Genomic DNA, 19,857 nt, shown 5'->3' with positions numbered 1-19,857 from the left:
GTGCCGCACTCGACGGTTCTGCCTGGCTAAAGCTTGCCGAAAAACGGTTCCGAGCCGCCACGGGTCAGCGGCCAGGCGTAGCCCAGTTCCAGCGTAAGATCGACGAAGGTCTGGATCCGCCAACGCAGGCCGATGCCGGCATCGGCCTGGGTGTGGCTGAGCGTCAGGTCGTCGAAATCCTCGTAGGTCCGTCCCAGATCCATGACAACCAGGCCGCGCACCGGCTTGTAGCCGAACAGTGGGCGCTGGTATTCCAGACTCAAGCGCCAGTAGGCGTCGCCTTCAAACTCTTCCTTGTCGAAGCCTCGCAAATTGCTGCCCCCACCCAGCCCGTAAGCATCAAAGTCGCGGGGGCCGCCGTGGTAGGAACCGACATCCGCGAGTATCCGCAATGTCTGGTGCGGCACATCCCACAGCGGTATGGCGCGGAAATAGCTTAGCCGCAGGTCGATGTAATCGTAGTCCGACGCAATGTCTTCGCTGGCAGCCTCGACACGCCAGCCGAACTGCCAGCCTGCCTGGCTGTAGAGCCGATCGTCGATCTGCTCGTAACGCCCCTGGATCACCGCCGCCGTCGCCATGCCGTTCTCCAACGGCGCTTCGGTGCCTCGCAGCGTCTCGTTCTGCCATAACAAGCCACCGCCAATACGCCAGCCCTGGCTGCCGTGGCCAGGCGTCAGCCGGCGTAACGCCAGCACGCTGAAGCGCGAGTAGTCTTCCTTGTAGTTGATGATCTCCCCGGCAGCGTCCTCTTCCTCTATCGGCGTGATGTCGTGGGAGACACCCAGGCCAACATCGATTGCAGAGTCCCAGGCGTACGGCGCGAAATAGTCGAACTCGAACTCAGTGGCATCGCCGCGGTCATCCTCAGCGTTCTCCTGGCGGGAGACCAGCGCTTCGAGTTGGTGGTTGAGCCCGCCCAGGTTCGACCAGTCGAGCTTGAAGCCGAAGGCGAACTCGCGATCGCTGTTGTAGTCCAGCCGCGGATACGGCAGCAGGTACCACTTCTCGACCACGGTGAACACCAGCGCCACACCACCATCGACGGGCACCTGGTCGACAATCACCTGCTTGAACAGGCCGATATTCTGGATCGCCTGACGGCTGTCCTTGATGTCGTTGGGGCGGGCGGGGTCGCCGACCTCGATGCGCATTTCGCGGTCCATGACCTTGCGCTTGGTGACGGTGTTGCCCTTGAACAGGATCTCGCGAACGATCGGATAACGTTCAGGCAGCGGCTCCAATTCGGCCGGCGGGACAGGCTGGACCGGCTCCACAGCTTCGGCGCACCCGAGCAGCGGACTCAAGACGAGCACCAGCCCGATCAGCCACTTCACGGCTCCGCCAGTCGCAAGATGGCTTCGATGGTCCAGCTCGGTTGCTCCCACAACACAAAGTGTCCTGCGTTCTCGATGCGATGAATGGTGACGGATTCAGCCGCCAGCCTGGATTCCGCGAAATCGGCCGTCGAAGGGCGCACCAGCGAATCTTCCATGCCCTGAATCAGCACAATGGGAAGCCGGGGCACCGTCCAGCCTGACCACAATGCCTGCAACTGTTGCTGCAATACCAGCACCTCGACATTGGCCTTGGCCAGCGGATCAGGAACGACAGCACGGATAACGGGCCATGACGCCACGCGGTTAAACCAGCGCGGCGCTTCCACCGCGGGGTCCAACGAGGCGGCGACCAGCACAATCCCGGCGATGCGATCCGGGGCATCACGCGCCAGTTGCATCGCGAGCGACCCACCCAGGCTATGGCCCACGAGAATCATCGGCGGCAGATCGGCGAACGCTTCGGCGAGTAATTCCGCCTGCCTGGACAGGCTGGGCTCCACGCCCCCTTCGGCCGATTCACCAAAGCCGGGACGATCCACCGCAATGCGATGAAACCCGGCCAGTTCCGGCGCATTCAAATAGTCGGCGTAGGCCTGCCAGTTCCCGGGCGTGCCGTGAATGAACAGCACCGGCGAAGCTGCCTCATCACCGACCTCGACCCAATGGATGCTGCGGCCATCGACCCGCACGGCCTGCTCGCGAGCACCCGGCACCAGATCTTGTACCCGACCCGTTTCATAAGGCGGGCCCAGGCAGGCGGCGAGCAGCGGCAGACACAACAGGCCCGAACGCCAACCCCGCAAACGCCTCGCCCACGCGCAAACCATCACCGGACCCGCTCGCATTGCGCTCAACCCCCGGCAGGAAGAACCGCCCCGCACCGCTCCCAGGTCTCGAAGCTGTAGGCGTGGACATGACGCGCGTCCGGCGCGTGGTGATCGCGTTGTACGCACCGCCAATCCGGCTCACCAAATGCCGGGAACCGGGTGTCACCGACAACGCGGGTGTGCACACGGGTGAACTCAATGACCGAGATCTGCGGCCAGAACAACCGGTAAACCTCACCGCCGCCGACGAGCATCAAGGCCGAAGCATCGGCGGCCGCGGACAACGCGGCGTCAACCGTCTGCACAACGGTGACACCCTCGGCACGCCAGTCCGGCTGCCGGGTCAGCACGAGATTCTGACGCCCCGGTAGCGGACGACCGATGGACTCGTAGGTCTTGCGTCCCATCAGGATGGGATGGCCCAGCGTCACCGCCTTGAAATGCTTCAGATCATTCGGCAAGCGCCAGGGCAGATCGCCGTCGACGCCGATGACGTTGTTCTCGTCGGCCGCAACCACCGCGACCAGCTTCAAATCGAGACCTGCGCCCTGAACAGTGACGCCACCATTTAATTTCTCCGGTTGTGAGCATGCGACTCTCATGGAACTGGACGCCTGCCGCAACCCCACCCGGCCTCCAATCTATGGCAAAGCACTATCCGATCACTGTCACGAACGAAAGCCGGAGCAGCCGAGTTCAAAGCCTGGGATCGCGTTCGCGAGGGCCGGCCGTCTGAATCGCCATGAATCGCCATGGCATTACTAGACATCTCCGAGCCATACTGGATGGCAACTTAGGAGATGATCATGTCATACCAAATAACAGGTCGATTTTTGTCTCGGGCGTTACTTTCCATGGTTGCGCTTTTCGGAATTTCTGGCTGCTCAGATGGAGAGCCGCAAGCTGGCCACGTGCCCAGCCCGGACGTGAGCCGTTTCCCCCAATGTGGTTCTACCGACAAAGAACCATTCACCGGCTCCGCTCCGCCCGCTACGACAATCGCGATCAACGAGCAGTTACCAGCAGGGTTGGATGTTCAGTGCTACGACGAGATCGTGTTCGATGCGGAGGGTGACAGCGTCACGCTGGTTCATCTCGTGTATGGAGAAATCCGCGGGGACGGACTCGCGGACTACTCGGCGTCCGACCTTTGCGCGTTGGTCAGTTCTGACACCTCCGCGCTTTACGCAACACTCTATTACGATGACAGCGAGCGGCCGGTGCAGGTGACTGCGACCTGCAAGGACAGCGTGGCACCTGACAGTAATCTGGAATCCGCATCAGTCGAGTGCCGGGCGCAAATCCCCGGAAGAACGCATCCCGTGACCGAAACCGACGAGTGGGCTAACTTCGTACAGGATCAGGAGACGCCATACCAACGCTACAGCTTCTGCTTCTCGTCAACGAGGCCCCCGTCATTCGAAAAATGACGTCACATGTCGGTTGCGCGACCTCCGACCAGTGTAGGTCTAACCCGGACCACCGCCACGAGCTTCAAATCGAGACCTGCGCCTTGATGTGCGGATGGCTTTGGTAACCCTCTAGCGTGAAGTGCTCGAAGCGGAAGTCTTCGATGTTCGAAATCGAAGGCTCAAGGCGCATCGTCGGCAGCGGGTACGGCTCACGGGTCAATTGTAGCTGGGCCTGATCCAGGTGATTGAGATACAGGTGGGCATCCCCCAGCGTGTGGACGAAATCCCCCGGCTCGTAGCCGCAGACCTGGGCCAGCATCAGCGTCAGCAGCGCATAGGAGGCGATGTTGAACGGCACGCCGAGGAATATGTCCGCGCTGCGCTGGTAGAGCTGGCAGGAGAGCTTGCCGTCGGCCACATAGAACTGGAACAGGCAGTGGCAGGGTGGCAGCGCCTGCAACCCGGCCTCGGCGTTCTCCACCGGTGACTTGCCCGGGTCCGGTAGCACGGTCGGGTTCCACGCCGACAGCACATGCCGCCGCGAGTCGGGGTTGGTCTTGAGGTTCTGCACCAGCTCGGCGAGCTGATCGACGACGACACCGTTGGGCCCCTCCCAGGCCCGCCACTGCTTGCCGTAAACCGGGCCAAGATCACCGGATTCGGTCGCCCATTCGTCCCAGATCGACACGCCGTTGGCCTTGAGATAGGCCGTGTTGGTCTCGCCGGCGATGAACCACAGCAACTCGTGGATGATCGAGCGCAGATGCAGCTTCTTGGTCGTCAGCATGGGAAAGCCCTGCGACAAATCGAAGCGCATCTGATACCCGAACACCGAGCGGGTGCCCGTGCCGGTGCGATCACTCTTTTCGGTGCCGTGGTCCAGCACGTGCTGCATCAGGTCGAGGTATTGCTTCATCAGGTTTTGGCGAGCGGTCGATCGTAGATTTTGCGGGTATAGGCGATAACCAGCAAAACGATGCCGGCGACGGCCATCGGCGCCGACAGCACCTGCCCCATGGTCAACCAGCCCCAGGCGAGGTAGCCGATATGTGCATCCGGCTCGCGGACGAACTCCACCAGCGAGCGGAACAACGCGTACAGCAGCAGGAACAGCCCAGATGCCGCCATGCGGGGTTTCGGGCGCGCCGTGAAGAACCAGAGAATCGCGAGCAGCACCAGACCTTCCAGCCCGGCTTCGTAAAGCTGTGACGGATGCCGGGGAATGTCGCCGGCCGCCGGGCTGTGAAAGACCATGCCCCAGGGCAGATCCGTTGGCCCGCCCCATAGCTCGCCATTGATGAAGTTGCCGATCCGTCCGCAGAACAACCCGGCCGGAGCGAGTACCACGACCATGTCGCCCACTTCCCAAAAGGCTTTCTGTGTTTTTCGGGCGAAAAACATCAGGCAGACGATCACCCCGATCAGGCCGCCATGGAAACTCATGCCGCCCTGCCAGACCTTGTAGATCATGGTGGGATCGGCCAGAAATGCTTCGAAGTTGTAGAAGAACACGCTGCCGAGGCGCCCGCCGAGAATGATCCCCAGCACCGCGTAGAACAGCAGGTCCGAGATCTGGTCCTTGTTCCACGGCCAGTCTGCCTGGCGCGCGCGGTACCGCCCCAGGGCCCAGGCCAGCGTGAATCCGACCAAGTACGACAGACCGTACCAGTGCACCTTGATCGGCCCGAGCGCTATGGCGACCGGATCAAAATTGGGATGAACGAGCATGATGGGCTTCCCTGTAATGTTCGGACATTGTAGTGCCCCGCGTGACAGGACCGTGGCGGAGTTCTACCCCTCGACCGCACACAAAAACGCTTTGAGGTACTCGGTTTCCGGTATGGCCGGATGCACGGGATGATCCATCCCGGCGCCGCGCTGAGCCAGAACCACCAATTTGCGCCCGGCTTCCGCGGCGGCCTTGCGCAGGGCGCCACGCATCGCGTCGGCCGATAAATGGTGCGAGCAGGACGCCGCCAGCAACAGACCGCCGGGCGCCAGCACCTGCATCGCCAGGCTGTTGAGTTGCTGGTAGTGGTGCGTACCCGCCGCGATGTCTTTCTTGCGTTTGATCAGCGCCGGCGGATCGACGATGGCCAGATCGAAGCGCGCCTGTTCGGTCTGCAGTTGCTGCAGCACCGCTTTCGCATCCCCGGCTCGGGTCTCCACGGCAACACCGTTGCGCTGGGCGTTCGCTTGCGCCAGCTCCAGAGCTGCTTCAGAGGCATCCACGCAGGTCACGGATTGCGCGCCGGCGACGGCCGCGGTGACACCAAAGCCACCGATGTAACTGAACACATCCAGCACTCGCTGGCCCGGTGCCAGCTGTGCAACCAGTTGGCGATTGTCGCGCTGGTCAAAGTACCAGCCGGTCTTCTGGCCAGATTTCAGCGATGCGGCGAAGGTCCGCCCGGCTTCCGGCACGATGATCTCGTCCGGAATTACGCCGACCTCGCGGGTCTCGGGCTCCAGTCCTTCCAAGGCGCGCACCGGCGCATCGCAGCGCCAGTAGATTCCTGCGGGCGACAACGTCTCCTGCAACGCCGCCTCGACGGCATCGCGCAGGGCATCGATCCCGGCGGTCGTGCTCTGCGCCACCAGCACATCGCCATAGCGGTCGACCACCAGCCCGGGAACACCGTCGGACTCGCCGAACAGCAGCCGGTAGTAGCCCCCCGGATAGACGCGCTCGCGCAGGCGCAGGGCCTGCCGAAACCGTTCGGCAAACCAGGACTGATCGATGGTCGCCTTGGCATTGCGCGTCAACACGCGCGCGCAGATCAACGACGCCGGGTTGACGTACACCAACCCCAACGGCTTGCCGCGCGCATCCTCCAGCCTCGCCAGCGAACCGGGCTTGAAGCCGGTCAGCGGCGTGCGTGCAACGTCAACTTCGTTGGCGAACACCCAGAGGTGTCCGATCCGCAGACGGCGATCGGTATGCGGTTTGAGGCGCAGACTTGGTGGTTGGGACATCGTGGGTACTCGGCTGCGCCGCTCGGAGAGTGACCGCGGATCATACCGGCACCGTCGATTCGGTTTCTGCGTTAGCGTCAGATCAGGGCCAACACCATCCACAGAACGCCCGCATCCAGTTCGGATTCGCCTTGGGAAGCTCTGCTTTCATCAGCGCTTCCCGAGCTTCGCGCGCGTGGTTTCAATGCGCTCACGTGTGAGCACGGTACGGGCATGCTCCGGTCCCAGCGTGGCATCCAACCGTCCCGCTGCGCGTTCCAGCACCTGCAGCCCTTCCGCCTCGCGCCCCGACCGCACCAGACACCAACCCTGATTGCCCTCGAAAACCCCAAACAGAGGATGTGACTCGCCAATTTCGCCCACGGCGCGTTCCATCAATTCGGCAAAAGCCTGGTTGGCGTCGTCATAGCGGCCCGCGCCCATCAGCAGATAGGCCAGATTGTTGATCGGCGCCAGAACCTGGACGTGCGCCGCTCCGATCTCCGGTTGCAGACGAATAATCGTGCGTAGCGTGGCCTCGGCTTCGTCGACCTGACCAAGCTCTTCCAGGCTGTAGGCCTGTGAGTTCAATGCCGCCAGAGTCCGGATATTCGCCAGGCCCAGTTCTGCTTCGTAGGCCTTGCGCGCCGCCGTGGCCAATGCAAGGGACTCCTCGTACTGCTTCTTCTTGCCAAGAACCGCCGACAGATTGAGTTGATTGTCTGCAATTGCGTAGTGGCCGGGCGGATAAACCGATTCCGCAACGGCCAGCTGTTGCCGCAGCACCGACTCGGCCGCATCAAGCTGCCCGTCGAGTTCCAGAAATGTCCCGAGCAGATTGAAGGCTGTCTGGGTCTCGGGGTGTAGCGCGCCGAGCTTGGCCTTGATCACCTCGACCAGCTGTTCCAGCAAAGCGATGCCGTCGGCGTACTCGCCGGCATCGCGCCAGGCCACCGCCAGTGAGTAGCTGGCATCCATGGTCAGCTCATCGGATTCACCGAGCAGGGCCGTCGCACGTCGTTGCGTTGCCACGCCTAACGCGACCGCTTCGTCGAGTTGACCTTCGCCGGTGAGCGCACGCGTCCGGAGCACCGCAGCGCTGATCGCCTGGCGTGAATTCTGGTCGGCGCCGAGCAAGGGATGCTGCAGGGCATCACGCGCCGAGCGGTATTCCCCAGCGGCCTCCAGCGCACTTGCTAAATCGATGCGTGCATCCAACGCTGCATCACTGCCAGGGCCATCAGCGGTCTCAATGGACTCAAGCACCGAGCGCAACAAGTCCACGCCCCGGCCCGGTTCCCCGAGACGCGCGCGTGTTCGCCCGATCAGTCGCTGCAGCGACCAACGCACCCGTTCCGGCAATGCAGATCGCGCTTGCAGGTCCAGCTCAGCTGCATCGATCACATCCAGCACGCGCACATCCTTGCCCAGCGCATTCGCCGGATCGACGGCCACCAGCATGTCGCTAAGAAATGCATTGATGGCCGCGGTTTCCGAGGCACGTGTATCGGCCAAAGCCCTGGCGCGAGCTTCGGAAACGGCAAACTGGGCGGCCACCAGCCCCGCCACGATAACGGCGGCAATGGCAGCGATGGCGATTGTTGACAAGGCCCGGTGTCGCCGCACAAACCGCCCGACGACATAGCGAATCGTCGGCGGGCGCGCGGTGATCGGCTGGTGCGTCAGATACCGTTCCAGGTCATTGGCGAACTCGTCAGCGGATGCATAGCGCTGATCGGCATCGAAGCCCATGGCCTTCATGACAACGGTTTCGAGATCGCCACGTGCCGCCTCACAGTGCGACGACAGCCGCTGGGGTGAGCCGCGTTGCAAGCGCTCCAGCGCCCCCGCGAGGCTATGGCTCGGCAGGTCGGGGTAAGGCAGTGCGCCAGCGAAGAGCTCGTAGGCGATCACGCCGAGGGCGTAGACATCGCAGCGCGCGTCGATGGCATGGTCGTCTCCGACCATCTGCTCGAAACTCATGTACGGCAGGGTGCCGAGCACCTCGCCGACCCGTGTCATTTGGGTGCCCCCGTCATCGGCCACATGCGCGACGCCAAAATCCAGCACCTTCGGAGCGCCGTCTTTCCCCACCAGGATATTGGCCGGCTTGAGATCCCGATGGACCACACCCTTGAGATGCGCCGCATGCACCGCACGGGCAATGGTCACGATTAGGCGGACCTGTTGCGGCAGGGTCATGTCACCTGCGGCCTCACGCAGATCTCGGCCAGCGACATATTCCATCGCGAAATAGGCGATGGAGCCCGCCGGCCCATCAGAGACTCCGGCATCGTAAAGCCTGGCAATACCAGGGTGCTCCAGCGCGCCGAGCACCCGGATCTCCCGCGAGAAGCGCCGACCAAACTCGGGCACGGTGGATTTGAGCACCTTCAGCGCCACAAGCCGATCGGATGCTTGTTGCTGTGCGAGGTACACCCGCCCCATGGCCCCTTCACCCAACACACGCACGATGTTGAAAGTCCCGATCGTGTTCGGAATGCGTGGTTCACTCATGGCGCGTGTTCTCCCCTTCCCGGTCGCCAGCACGGTCCGGTCGAGCGCTGGTGGCCTGTATTCTGGCAGACCCCGTTTTCGAACCAAGTTTGCCCATGCTCAGCCGTGACGATTTTCTTCATGTGGTTCGCCACACGCCCCTGGTGTCCATCGACCTGCTGATCGAACACAACGGGCGGTTGCTGATGGGTCAGCGGGTCAACGAGCCGGCGCGCGGCACCTGGTTCGTGCCCGGTGGTCGGATCAACAAGGACGAGACCCTGGAGACCGCCTATGCACGCCTATGCGATGCAGAACTCGGCGTGCGAGGCCAACTGGAACAGGCTCGACTGGTCGGGGCGTTCACACACCTCTACGACACGAATTTTGCCGCCGAACCGGGCATCAGCACCCATTACGTCGTGCTGGCGTACAAGCTCCCGACCGGGCTAGTGACCCCGGATGCACTGCATTCGCTGCCGCCGGATCAGCACGCTGCCTATGCCTGGATCGGGCCGGCCGATGGCGCGTATGCGGCGCACCCCAACTCCACCGCCTATTTTTCGGCGCTAGGCCTCACTCCTTGAGGCGATAGCCGGTCCGGAAGATCCAGTAGATTCCGACCAGGCAGGCCAGCAAGAAGCCGAGAATCGCGATGATGCTGACCTCAACGGCAACATCTGCAACGCCGTAGAAACTCCACCGAAACGCGCTGATCAGGTAAACCACGGGATTGAACAGCGTGATGGTCTGCCAGAGCGGCGGCAGCATGTTGATGGAGTAGAAACTGCCGCCCAGAAAGGTGAGCGGAGTGACCAGCATCATCGGCACGATCTGCAGTTTCTCGAAGCCGTCGGCCCAGATGCCGATGATGAACCCGAACAGGCTGAACGTGAGCGCCGTAGTGACCAGAAACGTGAGCATCCAGACCGGGTGGGCGATGTGATAGTCGACGAACAGCCGTGCGGTGAGCAGGATTAGCACGCCGAGAATCACCGATTTGGAGGCCGCCGCACCGACATAGCCCATGACGATCTCCATCGGTGAAACGGGCGCCGACAGCACTTCGTAGATCGTCCCGGAGAAGCGGGGAAAATAGATCCCGAACGAGGCATTGGAAATACTCTCGTTCAAAAGCGACAGCATGATCAGACCCGGAATGATGAACGCGCCGTAGCTGATGCCGTCGATCTCGACCATGCGCGAGCCAATCGCCGACCCGAAGACCACAAAGTAAAGCGAGGTCGAGATCACCGGCGAGGCGATGGATTGCATCAGCGTGCGGCGGGTACGCGCCATCTCGAAACCGTAGATCGCCCGTATCGCATGCCAGTTCATGCGGCCTCCTCGTGCACGAGGCTGACGAAGATATCCTCCAGCGAGGACTGCCGGGACTGCAGGTCGGTGAACTCGATCCCGTGCTCGCCGAGCTGACGCAGCAAGGCCGCGACGCTGCCCTGTTCGCTGTGCGAATCGTAGGTGTAGGTCAGGCGATAGCCATCGTCCGACAGCACCAGACCGGGCTGCGCGATGGCCGCCGGCAGGGTCGCTAGCCGCCCGCTCAGTTGCAGTCGCAATTCCTTCTGCCCCAGCTTGTCCATGAGCGCGGTCTTGTCCTCAACCAGGATCAACTCACCCCTGCGAATCACGCCGATGCGGTCGGCCATGGCCTCGGCTTCCTCGATGTAGTGCGTGGTCAGGATGATGGTCACCCCCGCTTCGCGCAGACCGCTGACCATCGCCCACATGTCGCGACGAAGCTCCACGTCGACCCCGGCGGTCGGCTCATCGAGGAACAGAATCTGCGGCTCGTGTGACAGCGCCTTGGCGATCATCACTCGCCGCTTCATGCCGCCGGACAGCTCCAGGATGCGACTGTCGCGCTTATCCCAAAGCGACAGATCACGCAGGACTTTTTCGATATGGGCGTCGTTGCGAGGCTTGCCAAACAGGCCGCGACTGAAGCTCACGGTGTTCCAGACCGATTCGAACGCATCGGTGGTCAGTTCCTGCGGCACCAGGCCGATCTTCGCGCGCGCCGCACGGTAGTCCGTGATGATGTCGTGCCCATCGGCCAACACCTGACCCGAACTGGGCGTGACAATGCCGCATACGATGCTGATCAGCGTCGTCTTGCCCGCGCCGTTGGGGCCGAGCAGCGCAAAGATCTCACCCTGTCGAATACTCAGATCGACGTTGCGCAGCGCCTCGAAGCCGCCGCGATAAACCTTGTTCAACCCGTTGACTTCGATAATGCCTGTCACGCTCGCACCCGCGCCGAATTAAGGGCGACGATTCTGCCACTGTGGCGCGGCACTGGCGTGACATCATCGGCAACGGCATATGAATACGCCCCAGCCAGATCGCTGAGGCGCGTGTCCTGCGTTCCGCCCGTTGGGCTACTGGCCGAGCATGGCCGATTTCAAATCATCCTGCGCCGGCTGCTCGCCGAGCCAGATCTTGATCAATGCAGACTGCATCTGCGCGCCGTCCACCGTGTCCAGCAGTTCGCCGTCCAGCGATACTTCGGTCTGGTCGTCGGTGAAGCTGAGGTCCAGCCGGTCCCCTTTGCTCAGAGAGCCGACTTCGGCGAACAGTTGGTCGAGTTCATCGATTTTCGGTCCGAGGCTTTGCATGTCCTCGTTATCCAGGTTGTTCTCCAGGCCCTCATGAAACGCCTCCATGAAGGTGTCCGCATCGAGGTCGCGTTTCATGAACAGGCTGATACGGCGGGTTTGATCCGAGTCGATGATCGAATCCGCGCTGCTGGACCTTTCCGGCAGATAAAGTCCGGCGACATAAACGTTCGCGAGCACGTATTTGGTGCGCAGTCCGGCGCCGTTGAGCACCAGCTCCTGCCCGGAAACATCTGCGGTTTCGGGGACATCCACGCCGGAGACGGTGAGGGCGGATGCGCCGCCTGCGAAGGCCGCCAGGGTAAGCGTCAGCGTGAGTTTGTTCATGGTCGTTCCTCCGACGTGAACCCTCCCGCGGCCTGCCATGGTTTCGATTTTGACGGCAGCACCGTTCCGCTATGTCGCTTGGACGGCCTCCAGGCGACAGGGTTCCGCGAGCCGGCAAGCTGGCGCCCGATCAACCGGGCCGGCGCCCCGGAGGTCCATGCCGCTCCCGAGGCCCATCCTGCGCCGGCTGCCGATCAGACTCGGGGAACGGCGCCTCTTCATCCGCGCTTTCGAAATCCGCCTTGAGCGCTTCGACAAAAGCATTGCGGACGATCGAGATCACGGCCGCCAAGGCGCGGCCTCGAGGCGCATCGATCTTTCCAGTGATGGGGGCCCGCAATGCGAACTGATCTTCCTGCTGGTTGGTCAACAGCGTCAGCACACCGGTTAGCACCCCCTCCCAGCCGAGCAACACCGGGTTATCGTCGTCCCGCTCCACGTCCTGGGTCCAGCTCACCACATCAAGATCGCGGAGCAGCAGCTTTCCGTAGCCATCCAGAACCCGATCGCGGGCAGCCAGCTCAACGACGAGATCGGCCTGCCCTTTTTCAACATCAATACCCGCATAGGCTCGCAACAGGTCATCCAGTCGGACGAGCGCGGCGTCACGCACGCGCAGGTCCAATTCAAACGCGGCCATCTCGCCCAACGGATCAAACTGCATCGCCAGTTCAAGCGGCGCACCGTCCAGCACCCGGGCCGTCGCATCCAGATTCGCAACCTGGATACCGTCGCGGCGGTCCGCGTTCGAGAGATTGGTGACCGTCGCAGCCAGGTCCGTCAGGTAGACATCCACTTCAGGGTCGGCCTCGAAGTTGCGAAAATGCACCGAGCCCTCGTATACCCGAACGGCGTTCAGGCGGATTGGCAACAAGGCCTGTAGCTGCTCGCGCCAGTCCACGCCCTGCCCGGCCTGGTCCTGATCCGACGACGGCGCATGCACGAAATTGATTTGCGGGCTTTGAAACTCGACCTCGGCGGCCACAGCACCCTTGAACAGCGCGGCCCAGGAGACGGCGAGGTCAATCCGCGGAGCGGAAACCAGCGGCACCTGTTCATCACCGGCATCGGTCTGACGAATGACCAGTCCGTTGATTCGATACGCGCCACGCCACAACGCGAGGTCCACATCCCGAACATGGCCGTGGTAGCCACCCAGTTCCGCGAGTTGCTGATTGATGGCGCGCGTCACCCAAACGGGCAGATAAGCGCGCAGGGCGATCACCGCGACGATGAGCGCCGCGACGGCCATCAGCCATCCTGTTCTGCGTTGGGTCATCCATACCCGCCGTTGTCGTCGCGGAATCAATGGGTATCGCATCTTGCGAGTCCCGTACAAGTCGGACCCTGTGAGGTCTGACGGAGTTCGCCACGAGCGCAGCGAAGTCGGGAACCGTGATCAAATGCCCGCCATGGGCAGCACAGAATTCGATGAATCGCCCGGGTAGAGCGCCTGATGAAAATCGACACGCTGAACTGGACCCCACCGCTGCCAGCGTCGCCGCTGGCCCGACCTGTACTCCACCTGGATCTGTCCGAGACTAATCCGGCGCTGAAACGAGTCCCGGTGGACGATCCGGTGGTCTTTGGTCAGTGGATTCGGGCACAGGTGGCGGCCTCGGGCTGCGACTGGGCCCTGGGCGGCTACGCGGAGGATCGTGCGATTTACTCGATGAGCCCGGTGTTCGCCGACGGTGACGCCACGCGCTCGATCCATCTCGGCGTGGATTTCTGGCTACCCGCCGGCACCGAGGTCTACGCGGCGCGAGGAGGCGTGGTCCACAGCACCGGCGACAACGCGCGGTTCGGCGATTACGGCCCGACCATCCTCCTTGGGCATGAGGCCGACGGCGACTCCATGTACAGCCTGTACGGACACCTGGCCCGACCATCGCTACAGCTGACGCAGCCGGGCCAACCCGTCGAAGCTGGGCAGCTCATCGGCTGGCTGGGCTCGCCGGACGAGAATGTCGGCTGGCCGCCGCACCTTCATTTTCAGATCATCGCAGACATCGGCGACCATGCCGGCGACTTTCCCGGCGTCTGCCATGCCGACGAAGCTGCGGACTGGTTAAGCCGCTGCCCGGACCCGATGGATCTGGTGCGAACCTGGTGTCCGCAGCTTCGCCCGGTCACTCAGCCAGGAAAGGCCTGACCGAAATTCTGCTCGTAGCGGGCGGCAAAGTCGGCCGCGTCGATCTGGTAGTTCTGCGGACCGTTTTGCGCGATCTTGATGGCGCCCATCAGCGAAGCGATCCGCCCGGTCGTCGGCCAGTCATAGCCCTTTTGCAGACCATAAAGCAGCCCGCCCCGGTAGGCATCGCCGCATCCGGTGGGATCGACGACCGCATCCGCCTGCGCACAGGGAATGTGCAGCATCTGTCCGCCGGTGTAGATCTCAGAGCCCTCGGCGCCGCGGGTCACGATCAGCGCCTCGACATGCTCGGCGATCTCGGCCGGCTGCCAGCCCGTGCGCTCGGTCATCACCGCCTGCTCGTAGTCGTTGACGGCGACATGGGTCGCCTGTTCGATGAAACGCTTGAGGTCATCGCCATCAAACATCGGCAGACCCTGGCCCGGATCGAAGATGAACGGCACGCCGGCCTCGGCGAACTGGGTGGCGTGCTGGATCATGCCGTCGCGGCCATCCGGCGCGACGATACCCAGCGTAGCCTCGGCCGGAATCGCCTGTTCGTGGGCAAAGTTCATCGCCCCGGGATGAAAGGCGGTGATCTGGTTGTCATCCAGGTCGGTGGTAATAAAGGCCTGGGCCGTGAACGCATCCGGCACCGATTTCACATAGGTCTGGTCGATACCCAGCGTGGTGAGGCGTTCGGTGTACGGCCCGAAATCCACGCCTACAGTGCCCATGGGCTTGCCGTCACCACCGAGTTGTCCCAGCGCGTAAGCAATGTTGGCGGCACAGCCACCGAACTGCTTGCGCATCTCCGGCACGAGGAAGGCCACGTTCAGCGCATGCACGCGTTCCGGCAGAATCTCTTCACTGAAGCGGCCCGGAAAGACCATGATGTTGTCGTAGGCCAGCGAGCCGCAGATGATGGCGGTCATGAATGGTGCTCCTTGAATCTTTGAACGGTTCTTGGAAATGCCACGATCAGATCATCATCGCGGGCGATCGCCGGTCTGCCCCTGGCCGTCGGCAAGGAGCAGACCGGGTAGAAAGGTCGACCTACGCAGCCGCCTCGGGCTGATAGCGCACATCCAGCTGACGCGCAGCGCGGACATCATCAAGCCGGCGCACCGGCATGGTGTACGGCGCGCCGCGTAGCTGTTCGATGTCGGCCTCGGCTTCCTCGGCGATGGCAATCATCGCGTCGATGAATCCATCGAGGGCTTCCTTGCTTTCGGTTTCGGTCGGCTCGATCAGCAGGCATTCCGGCACCAGCAGCGGAAAATAAACGGTCGGCGCGTGGAAGCCGTGGTCCAGCAGACGCTTGGCGACGTCGGTCGCGGTCACGCCTACGGACTTGTTCTGGCGCTTGAGCGTAATGATGAACTCGTGGCTGGCGCGGCGATCCGGGAATGCCGGATCAAAGCCGGCTTCCCGCAGCCGGGCCATCAGGTAGTTGGCGTTCAGCGCGGCGAACTCGGCGACGCGATGCATGCCGTCACGGCCCAGCATGCGGGCATAGACATAGGCCCGCAGCAGCACCCCTGCATTGCCCATGAAGCCGGACAAACGGCCGATGGACTGCGGCAGGTCGTCCTCGTCCAGCCAGCGATAGCTGTCGTCGGCGGCCTTGCCGACGACCGGAATCGGCATGAACGGCAGCAGGCGTTCGGACACACCCACCGCACCCGAACCCGGCCCACCACCGCCATGCGGCGTGGAGAAGGTCTTGTGCAGGTTCATGTGGATCACGTCGAAGCCCATGTCGCCGGGGCGCACCTTGCCGAGAATCGCATTGAGGTTGGCGCCGTCGTAGTACAGCAGGCCACCGGCCTGGTGCACGAGCTTGGAGATTTCCGAGATCTTGCGCTCGAACACGCCCAGCGTGGAGGGATTGGTGAGCATGATGCCGGCGGTCTTCGGCCCCAGTGCCGCCTTGAGCGCCTCGACGTCGACATCACCGTTGGCGTCGGTGGGAATCTCGCGGGCGACGTAGCCGCACATGGTCGCGGTCGCCGGGTTGGTGCCGTGCGCGGCGTCCGGTACGAGAATCTCCGTGCGCTCGGTGTCGCCGCGCGCCTCGTGATAGGCCCGGATCATGGCCACGCCGGCGAATTCGCCCTGGGCGCCGGCCATCGGCGTCAGCGACACGCCCTTCATCCCGGTGACTTCCTTGAGGATTTCCTGCAGATCGAACATGCAGGCGAGAAAGCCCTGGCTCGCCGAGACCGGCGCCAGCGGATGCCGGGACAGAAACTCCGGCAACATCGCCAGCCGATTACAGGCGCGCGGGTTGTACTTCATCGTGCAGGAACCCAGCGGGTAGAAATGCGTATCGATGGAGAAATTGCGCTGCGACAACCGGGTGAAGTGACGCACCGCCTGCAACTCGGAGACTTCGGGCAGGCCAAGTCCGGAGGTCCGCGCCAGTTCAGCGGGCACAGCGGCATCGATGTCGCCAGCAGGAAACTGCGCCGCGGCCGTGCGACCGGGACGGGAATGTTCAAAGATCAGGGGTTCGGTCATGGCGTGAGCCTCAGGCAGCGCTGGCGGGGCGCATCAGCGCGGCCAGGGTCTGAACATAAGTATCGATATCGGCATCGGTCTTGGTCTCGGTGGCGCAGACCAGCAGGCAGTGCTTCAGCTCCGGATACACCGGCTCCAGCGCATAACCGCCGACGATGCCGCGGCCGCCCAGCGCATCGATCAGCGGGCGCACCGGCTGGTCGAACCGCAGCACGGCCTCGTGGAAACGGGTTCCCGAAAACACCGGCTCGACGCCCGGCAGTTCGACCAGCGCATCGACGAGCTTGCGGGTGTTCGCCATCGACGCTCTGGCCACCTGCTGCAACCCGGCCGGACCGAGAATCGACATGTGAATCGTCGCCGCGGTGACCAGCAAGCCCTGGTTGGTGCAGATGTTCGAGGTCGCCTTGCCGCGGCGGATGTGCTGCTCGCGTGCCTGCAGCGTCAGCGCGAAGCCGGGCTTGCCATCGAGATCCAGCGTACGGCCGACAATGCGGCCCGGCAGCTGCCGCACCAGCGCCTGCTTGCAGGTCATGAAACCGAAGTACGGTCCACCCGAAGACAGCGGCGAGCCCAGCGGCTGACCTTCGCCACAGCAGATGTCCACGCCCTGCGCGCCCCACTCGCCCGGCGCACGGGTCAGCGCCAGCGCAACCGGATTGACCAGCGCGACGGCGAGCGCGCCGTTGGCATGCGCCCAGTCGGTCAATTGATCCACGGCCTCGAAGCAGCCGAAGAAATTCGGGTGCGGGATCACCACAGCGGTGATGTCGCCGCCGGCGTGTTCGGCCAATGCGGCTTCCGGCGTGGTGCCGGTCGCCGGATCGTAGGCCAGCTCGACCAGTTGCAGGCCCTGGGTGGAGCAGATGGTTTCGACGACCTGCCGGTAGACCGGCGCCACCGACCGCGGCATCAGAATGCGACGGCTCTTGGATTTGCGGTTCGCGCGCACGGCCATCAACAGCGCCTCGGCCAGCGCGGTCGCGCCGTCGTACAGCGACGCATTGGACACATCCAGGCCGGTCAGGCCGCACATCATGGTCTGAAACTCGTAGATGACCTGCAACGTGCCCTGGCTGGCCTCTGCCTGATACGGGGTGTAGGCGGAGTAGAACTCCCCACGCGAGACGATCTCCCATACCGCCGCCGGCACGTGATGCTCGTAGGCGCCGGCACCGATGAAGTTCAGCGGTCGGCCATCGGCATCGGCACGCTCGTGCATGAGCCGGGTGATTTCCATCTCGGTCATGCCCTCGGGCACTCGGTCGAGACGGCCGCAGCGCAGCTCGGCAGGGATTTCATCGAACAGGGCTTCGATGCTGGGTGCGTCAATGGCGCCAAGCATTTGTTCGACGTCGGATTCGGTATGCGGGATAAACGGCATGGCGGGGTCCGGAATCAAGCGGGGACGGCCCGCCTGCGCGGGTCCGTCCTTTCAGTACGCCGGGCGGCGATGCCGCGCCGGCGGGAGGATTATTCGTCGGCGATGGCGTTGGCGTAGCCTTCGGCATCGAGCAGGTCATCCAGGGCGTTGGCGTCTGCCAGTCGCACCTGCATGATCCAGCCCTCGCCGTACGGCTCGCTGTTGATCAGCTCGGGGGCATCCGCCAGCGCCTCGTTCACGGCGACCACTTCGCCATCGACCGGGCTGTAGACATCGGATGCCGCCTTGACGGATTCCACCACGGCGCAGGCATCACCCACGGTCACGGCGGCGCCGACGTCGGGCACCTCGACATAGACCAGATCCCCGAGGGCTTCCTGGGCGTGGTCGGAAATGCCAACGGTCACGAGACCGCCGCCTTCTTCACGCACCCATTCGTGGGATTCGGCAAATTTCAGATCTTGTGGGATGTCGCTCATCAGATGCTCTCCGGGTGCACGATAAGTCGTGGAATGAATATCAAGTGGTCGCGTCCAGGCCCGGCACGCGGACCTTGCCCAGACGAACAAAAGGCGGATTCACGATCCGCGCCGGGACAGGCTTGCCGCGGATGATCACGTCCATCGTGTCGGCATCGCCGGCCGGAATCCGCGCCAGACCGATGCTGCGCGCCATCGTGGGCGAGAAGCCCCCGCTGGTCAGTTCGCCTTCGCCGTGGGCCGTCTGCACGGCCATGTGAGCACGCAACACGCCGCGGCCTTCCAGCAGCACGCCGACAAAACGCGGCAGATCGCCGGCGTCGCGTTGCGCCTGCAGCGCAGCGCGGCCGATGAAGTCGCGCTCGGCGTCGTCGAAAGACACGGTCCAGCTCAGACCGGAGGCCAGCGGCGTCACGGTTTCGTCCATGTCCTGGCCGTAGAGATTCATGCCGGCCTCCAGGCGCAGGGTGTCGCGCGCGCCCAGCCCACAGGGGCGAACGCCGGCCTGCAGCAGTCCATCCCAAAGGATCTGGATGGCCTGGGCCGGGCCAATGATCTCGAAGCCATCCTCGCCGGTGTACCCGGTGCGGCCGACAAACCAGTCGCCTGCAGCGGCGGCGTTAAACGGCTTCAGCGCGGCCGCGGCGGCGCCGGCTTCGCCCAGCAACGGCGCGGCTTTGGCAACGGCCTCGGGACCCTGCACGGCCAGAATGCATAGCTCGTGGCGCGGCTCGACGCTGACGCCGGCCGGCGCCTGCTGCTGCATCCAGGCCACATCCTTGGCGGTGGTGCCGGCATTGACCACGATGCGGTACCAGTCGTCACGCATGCGATAGCAGATCAGGTCATCGATGACCGTGCCCTGCTCGGTCAGCATGCAGGAATAAAGCGCCTTGCCCGGCGTCTTCAGCTTGGCGACATCATTGGCAAGCAGATGCCGCAGCCAGGCGGTCGCGCCGTCGCCACGCACATCAACCGGGGTCATGTGCGACACGTCGAACATGCCGGCGCCCTGGCGCACGGCGTGATGCTCCTCAAGCTGGGAGCCGTAATGAATGGGCATATCCCAGCCGGCAAAGTCGACGAACTTCGCGCCGGCGGCCTCGTGCTGGGCAAACAATGCGGTCCTCTGGGACATACGTACTCCAAGTTTCAAGACAGGCATCTCGACACGGTTGTGTCGATGCGATGCCCCTCTGTCCTGATACCTGAGAGATTGGAGCGCCTTGCGCGGCTCCTGCCCCTTCGGTGGCTGGTCGGTGCCAGCGCTCTCCAGAGTCGACTGAATCCCCGCGGTCCTTTGGCCTGAGCGTTTCCGGGCGGGTTGCGTCGTCGGCGGTCACA

19 protein-coding genes and 1 riboswitch are annotated in these 19,857 nt (G+C 63.4%); of the genes, 3 read left to right on the top strand and 16 right to left on the bottom strand.

The features are described 5' to 3' along the window. Positions 1-26: 26 nt before the first annotated feature. Genes ACE1EY_RS03195 through ACE1EY_RS03185 form a run of 3 tightly spaced genes read right to left on the bottom strand, consistent with a single transcriptional unit; the run spans position 27 to position 2,700 of the window. Positions 27-1,337: a BamA/TamA family outer membrane protein gene (locus tag ACE1EY_RS03195; protein WP_291514787.1), complete on the bottom strand. Its 1,311-nt coding sequence runs from the start codon at positions 1,335-1,337 to the stop codon at positions 27-29. Then, positions 1,334-2,143: an alpha/beta fold hydrolase gene (locus tag ACE1EY_RS03190; protein WP_370299462.1), complete on the bottom strand. Its 810-nt coding sequence runs from the start codon at positions 2,141-2,143 to the stop codon at positions 1,334-1,336. The genes ACE1EY_RS03195 and ACE1EY_RS03190 overlap by 4 nt, the downstream gene beginning before the upstream one ends. Before the next feature lie 47 nt (positions 2,144-2,190). After that, positions 2,191-2,700: a dihydrofolate reductase gene (locus tag ACE1EY_RS03185; protein ID WP_370299461.1), complete on the bottom strand. Its 510-nt coding sequence runs from the start codon at positions 2,698-2,700 to the stop codon at positions 2,191-2,193. A gap of 273 nt (positions 2,701-2,973) precedes the next feature. Between ACE1EY_RS03185 and ACE1EY_RS03180 the strand changes: the two genes are divergently transcribed. Further along, positions 2,974-3,597, top strand: a complete 624-nt coding sequence (locus ACE1EY_RS03180; RefSeq protein ID WP_291514790.1) for a hypothetical protein — start codon at positions 2,974-2,976, stop codon at positions 3,595-3,597. 64 nt (positions 3,598-3,661) lie between these two features. Here the strand turns inward: ACE1EY_RS03180 and ACE1EY_RS03175 are convergent, their stop codons facing one another. The 4 genes from ACE1EY_RS03175 to ACE1EY_RS03160 all read right to left on the bottom strand — a co-directional run bounded on the left by ACE1EY_RS03175 (position 3,662) and on the right by ACE1EY_RS03160 (position 9,051). Beyond that, a complete protein-coding gene (locus ACE1EY_RS03175; protein ID WP_370299460.1) occupies positions 3,662-4,495 on the bottom strand; it encodes a thymidylate synthase in 834 nt (277 codons plus the stop codon). After that, positions 4,495-5,307 (bottom strand): prolipoprotein diacylglyceryl transferase, encoded by an 813-nt coding sequence (gene lgt, locus ACE1EY_RS03170; RefSeq protein ID WP_370299459.1) that lies wholly within the window; start codon positions 5,305-5,307, stop codon positions 4,495-4,497. Before lgt ends, ACE1EY_RS03175 begins: the two co-directional genes overlap by 1 nt. 63 nt (positions 5,308-5,370) lie before the next feature. Further along, on the bottom strand, positions 5,371-6,555 hold the full coding sequence (locus ACE1EY_RS03165; protein WP_291514794.1) for a class I SAM-dependent rRNA methyltransferase: 1,185 nt from the start codon (positions 6,553-6,555) through the stop codon (positions 5,371-5,373). Between the two features lie 150 nt (positions 6,556-6,705). Beyond that, positions 6,706-9,051: a serine/threonine-protein kinase gene (locus ACE1EY_RS03160; protein ID WP_291514795.1), complete on the bottom strand. Its 2,346-nt coding sequence runs from the start codon at positions 9,049-9,051 to the stop codon at positions 6,706-6,708. A 95-nt stretch (positions 9,052-9,146) separates the two neighbouring features. Between ACE1EY_RS03160 and ACE1EY_RS03155 the strand changes: the two genes are divergently transcribed. Further along, entirely contained in the window at positions 9,147-9,617 is a 471-nt protein-coding gene (locus ACE1EY_RS03155; RefSeq protein WP_291514796.1) for a GDP-mannose mannosyl hydrolase, read from the top strand. Here the strand turns inward: ACE1EY_RS03155 and ACE1EY_RS03150 are convergent. The 4 genes from ACE1EY_RS03150 to ACE1EY_RS03135 all read right to left on the bottom strand — a co-directional run bounded on the left by ACE1EY_RS03150 (position 9,607) and on the right by ACE1EY_RS03135 (position 13,245). After that, positions 9,607-10,368 (bottom strand): ABC transporter permease, encoded by a 762-nt coding sequence (locus tag ACE1EY_RS03150; protein WP_291514797.1) that lies wholly within the window; start codon positions 10,366-10,368, stop codon positions 9,607-9,609. The genes ACE1EY_RS03155 and ACE1EY_RS03150 overlap by 11 nt on opposite strands. Continuing rightward, entirely contained in the window at positions 10,365-11,294 is a 930-nt protein-coding gene (locus ACE1EY_RS03145) for an ABC transporter ATP-binding protein (RefSeq protein ID WP_370299458.1), read from the bottom strand. The genes ACE1EY_RS03150 and ACE1EY_RS03145 overlap by 4 nt, the downstream gene beginning before the upstream one ends. 135 nt (positions 11,295-11,429) lie before the next feature. After that, complete coding sequence (locus ACE1EY_RS03140) at positions 11,430-11,993, bottom strand: chalcone isomerase family protein (protein WP_291514799.1); 564 nt, start codon at positions 11,991-11,993, stop codon at positions 11,430-11,432. A gap of 130 nt (positions 11,994-12,123) precedes the next feature. Next, positions 12,124-13,245 (bottom strand): DUF748 domain-containing protein, encoded by a 1,122-nt coding sequence (locus ACE1EY_RS03135; protein WP_370299457.1) that lies wholly within the window; start codon positions 13,243-13,245, stop codon positions 12,124-12,126. 204 nt (positions 13,246-13,449) lie between these two features. Here ACE1EY_RS03135 and ACE1EY_RS03130 point away from each other — a divergent pair, with 204 nt between their 5' ends. Beyond that, positions 13,450-14,148, top strand: coding sequence for a peptidoglycan DD-metalloendopeptidase family protein (locus ACE1EY_RS03130; RefSeq protein ID WP_291514801.1), 699 nt, complete (start codon positions 13,450-13,452; stop codon positions 14,146-14,148). On the opposite strand, the gene ACE1EY_RS03125 is transcribed toward ACE1EY_RS03130, so the two are convergent. The 5 genes from ACE1EY_RS03125 to gcvT all read right to left on the bottom strand — a co-directional run bounded on the left by ACE1EY_RS03125 (position 14,130) and on the right by gcvT (position 19,651). Beyond that, positions 14,130-15,062, bottom strand: a complete 933-nt coding sequence (locus tag ACE1EY_RS03125) for a carbohydrate kinase family protein (RefSeq protein ID WP_291514802.1) — start codon at positions 15,060-15,062, stop codon at positions 14,130-14,132. The genes ACE1EY_RS03130 and ACE1EY_RS03125 overlap by 19 nt on opposite strands. A gap of 121 nt (positions 15,063-15,183) precedes the next feature. Next, a complete protein-coding gene (gene gcvPB / locus ACE1EY_RS03120; RefSeq protein WP_291514803.1) occupies positions 15,184-16,650 on the bottom strand; it encodes an aminomethyl-transferring glycine dehydrogenase subunit GcvPB in 1,467 nt (488 codons plus the stop codon). Between the two features lie 10 nt (positions 16,651-16,660). Next, positions 16,661-18,034, bottom strand: coding sequence for an aminomethyl-transferring glycine dehydrogenase subunit GcvPA (gene gcvPA / locus ACE1EY_RS03115; RefSeq protein WP_291514804.1), 1,374 nt, complete (start codon positions 18,032-18,034; stop codon positions 16,661-16,663). An 89-nt stretch (positions 18,035-18,123) separates the two neighbouring features. Next, on the bottom strand, positions 18,124-18,513 hold the full coding sequence (gcvH, locus tag ACE1EY_RS03110) for a glycine cleavage system protein GcvH (protein WP_291514805.1): 390 nt from the start codon (positions 18,511-18,513) through the stop codon (positions 18,124-18,126). A 40-nt stretch (positions 18,514-18,553) separates the two neighbouring features. Further along, positions 18,554-19,651 (bottom strand): glycine cleavage system aminomethyltransferase GcvT, encoded by a 1,098-nt coding sequence (gene gcvT, locus ACE1EY_RS03105; RefSeq protein WP_370299456.1) that lies wholly within the window; start codon positions 19,649-19,651, stop codon positions 18,554-18,556. A 48-nt stretch (positions 19,652-19,699) separates the two neighbouring features. Next, a riboswitch (glycine riboswitch) is annotated at positions 19,700-19,799 on the bottom strand. Between the last annotated feature and the right edge of the window lie 58 nt (positions 19,800-19,857).

The sequence above is a fragment of the Abyssibacter sp. genome (genome assembly GCF_964229365.1).
GTDB lineage: Bacteria > Pseudomonadota > Gammaproteobacteria > Nevskiales > OUC007 > Abyssibacter.
Note: the sequence above shows the minus strand (reverse complement) of the source record. Positions and strands in the feature narration are given on the sequence as shown.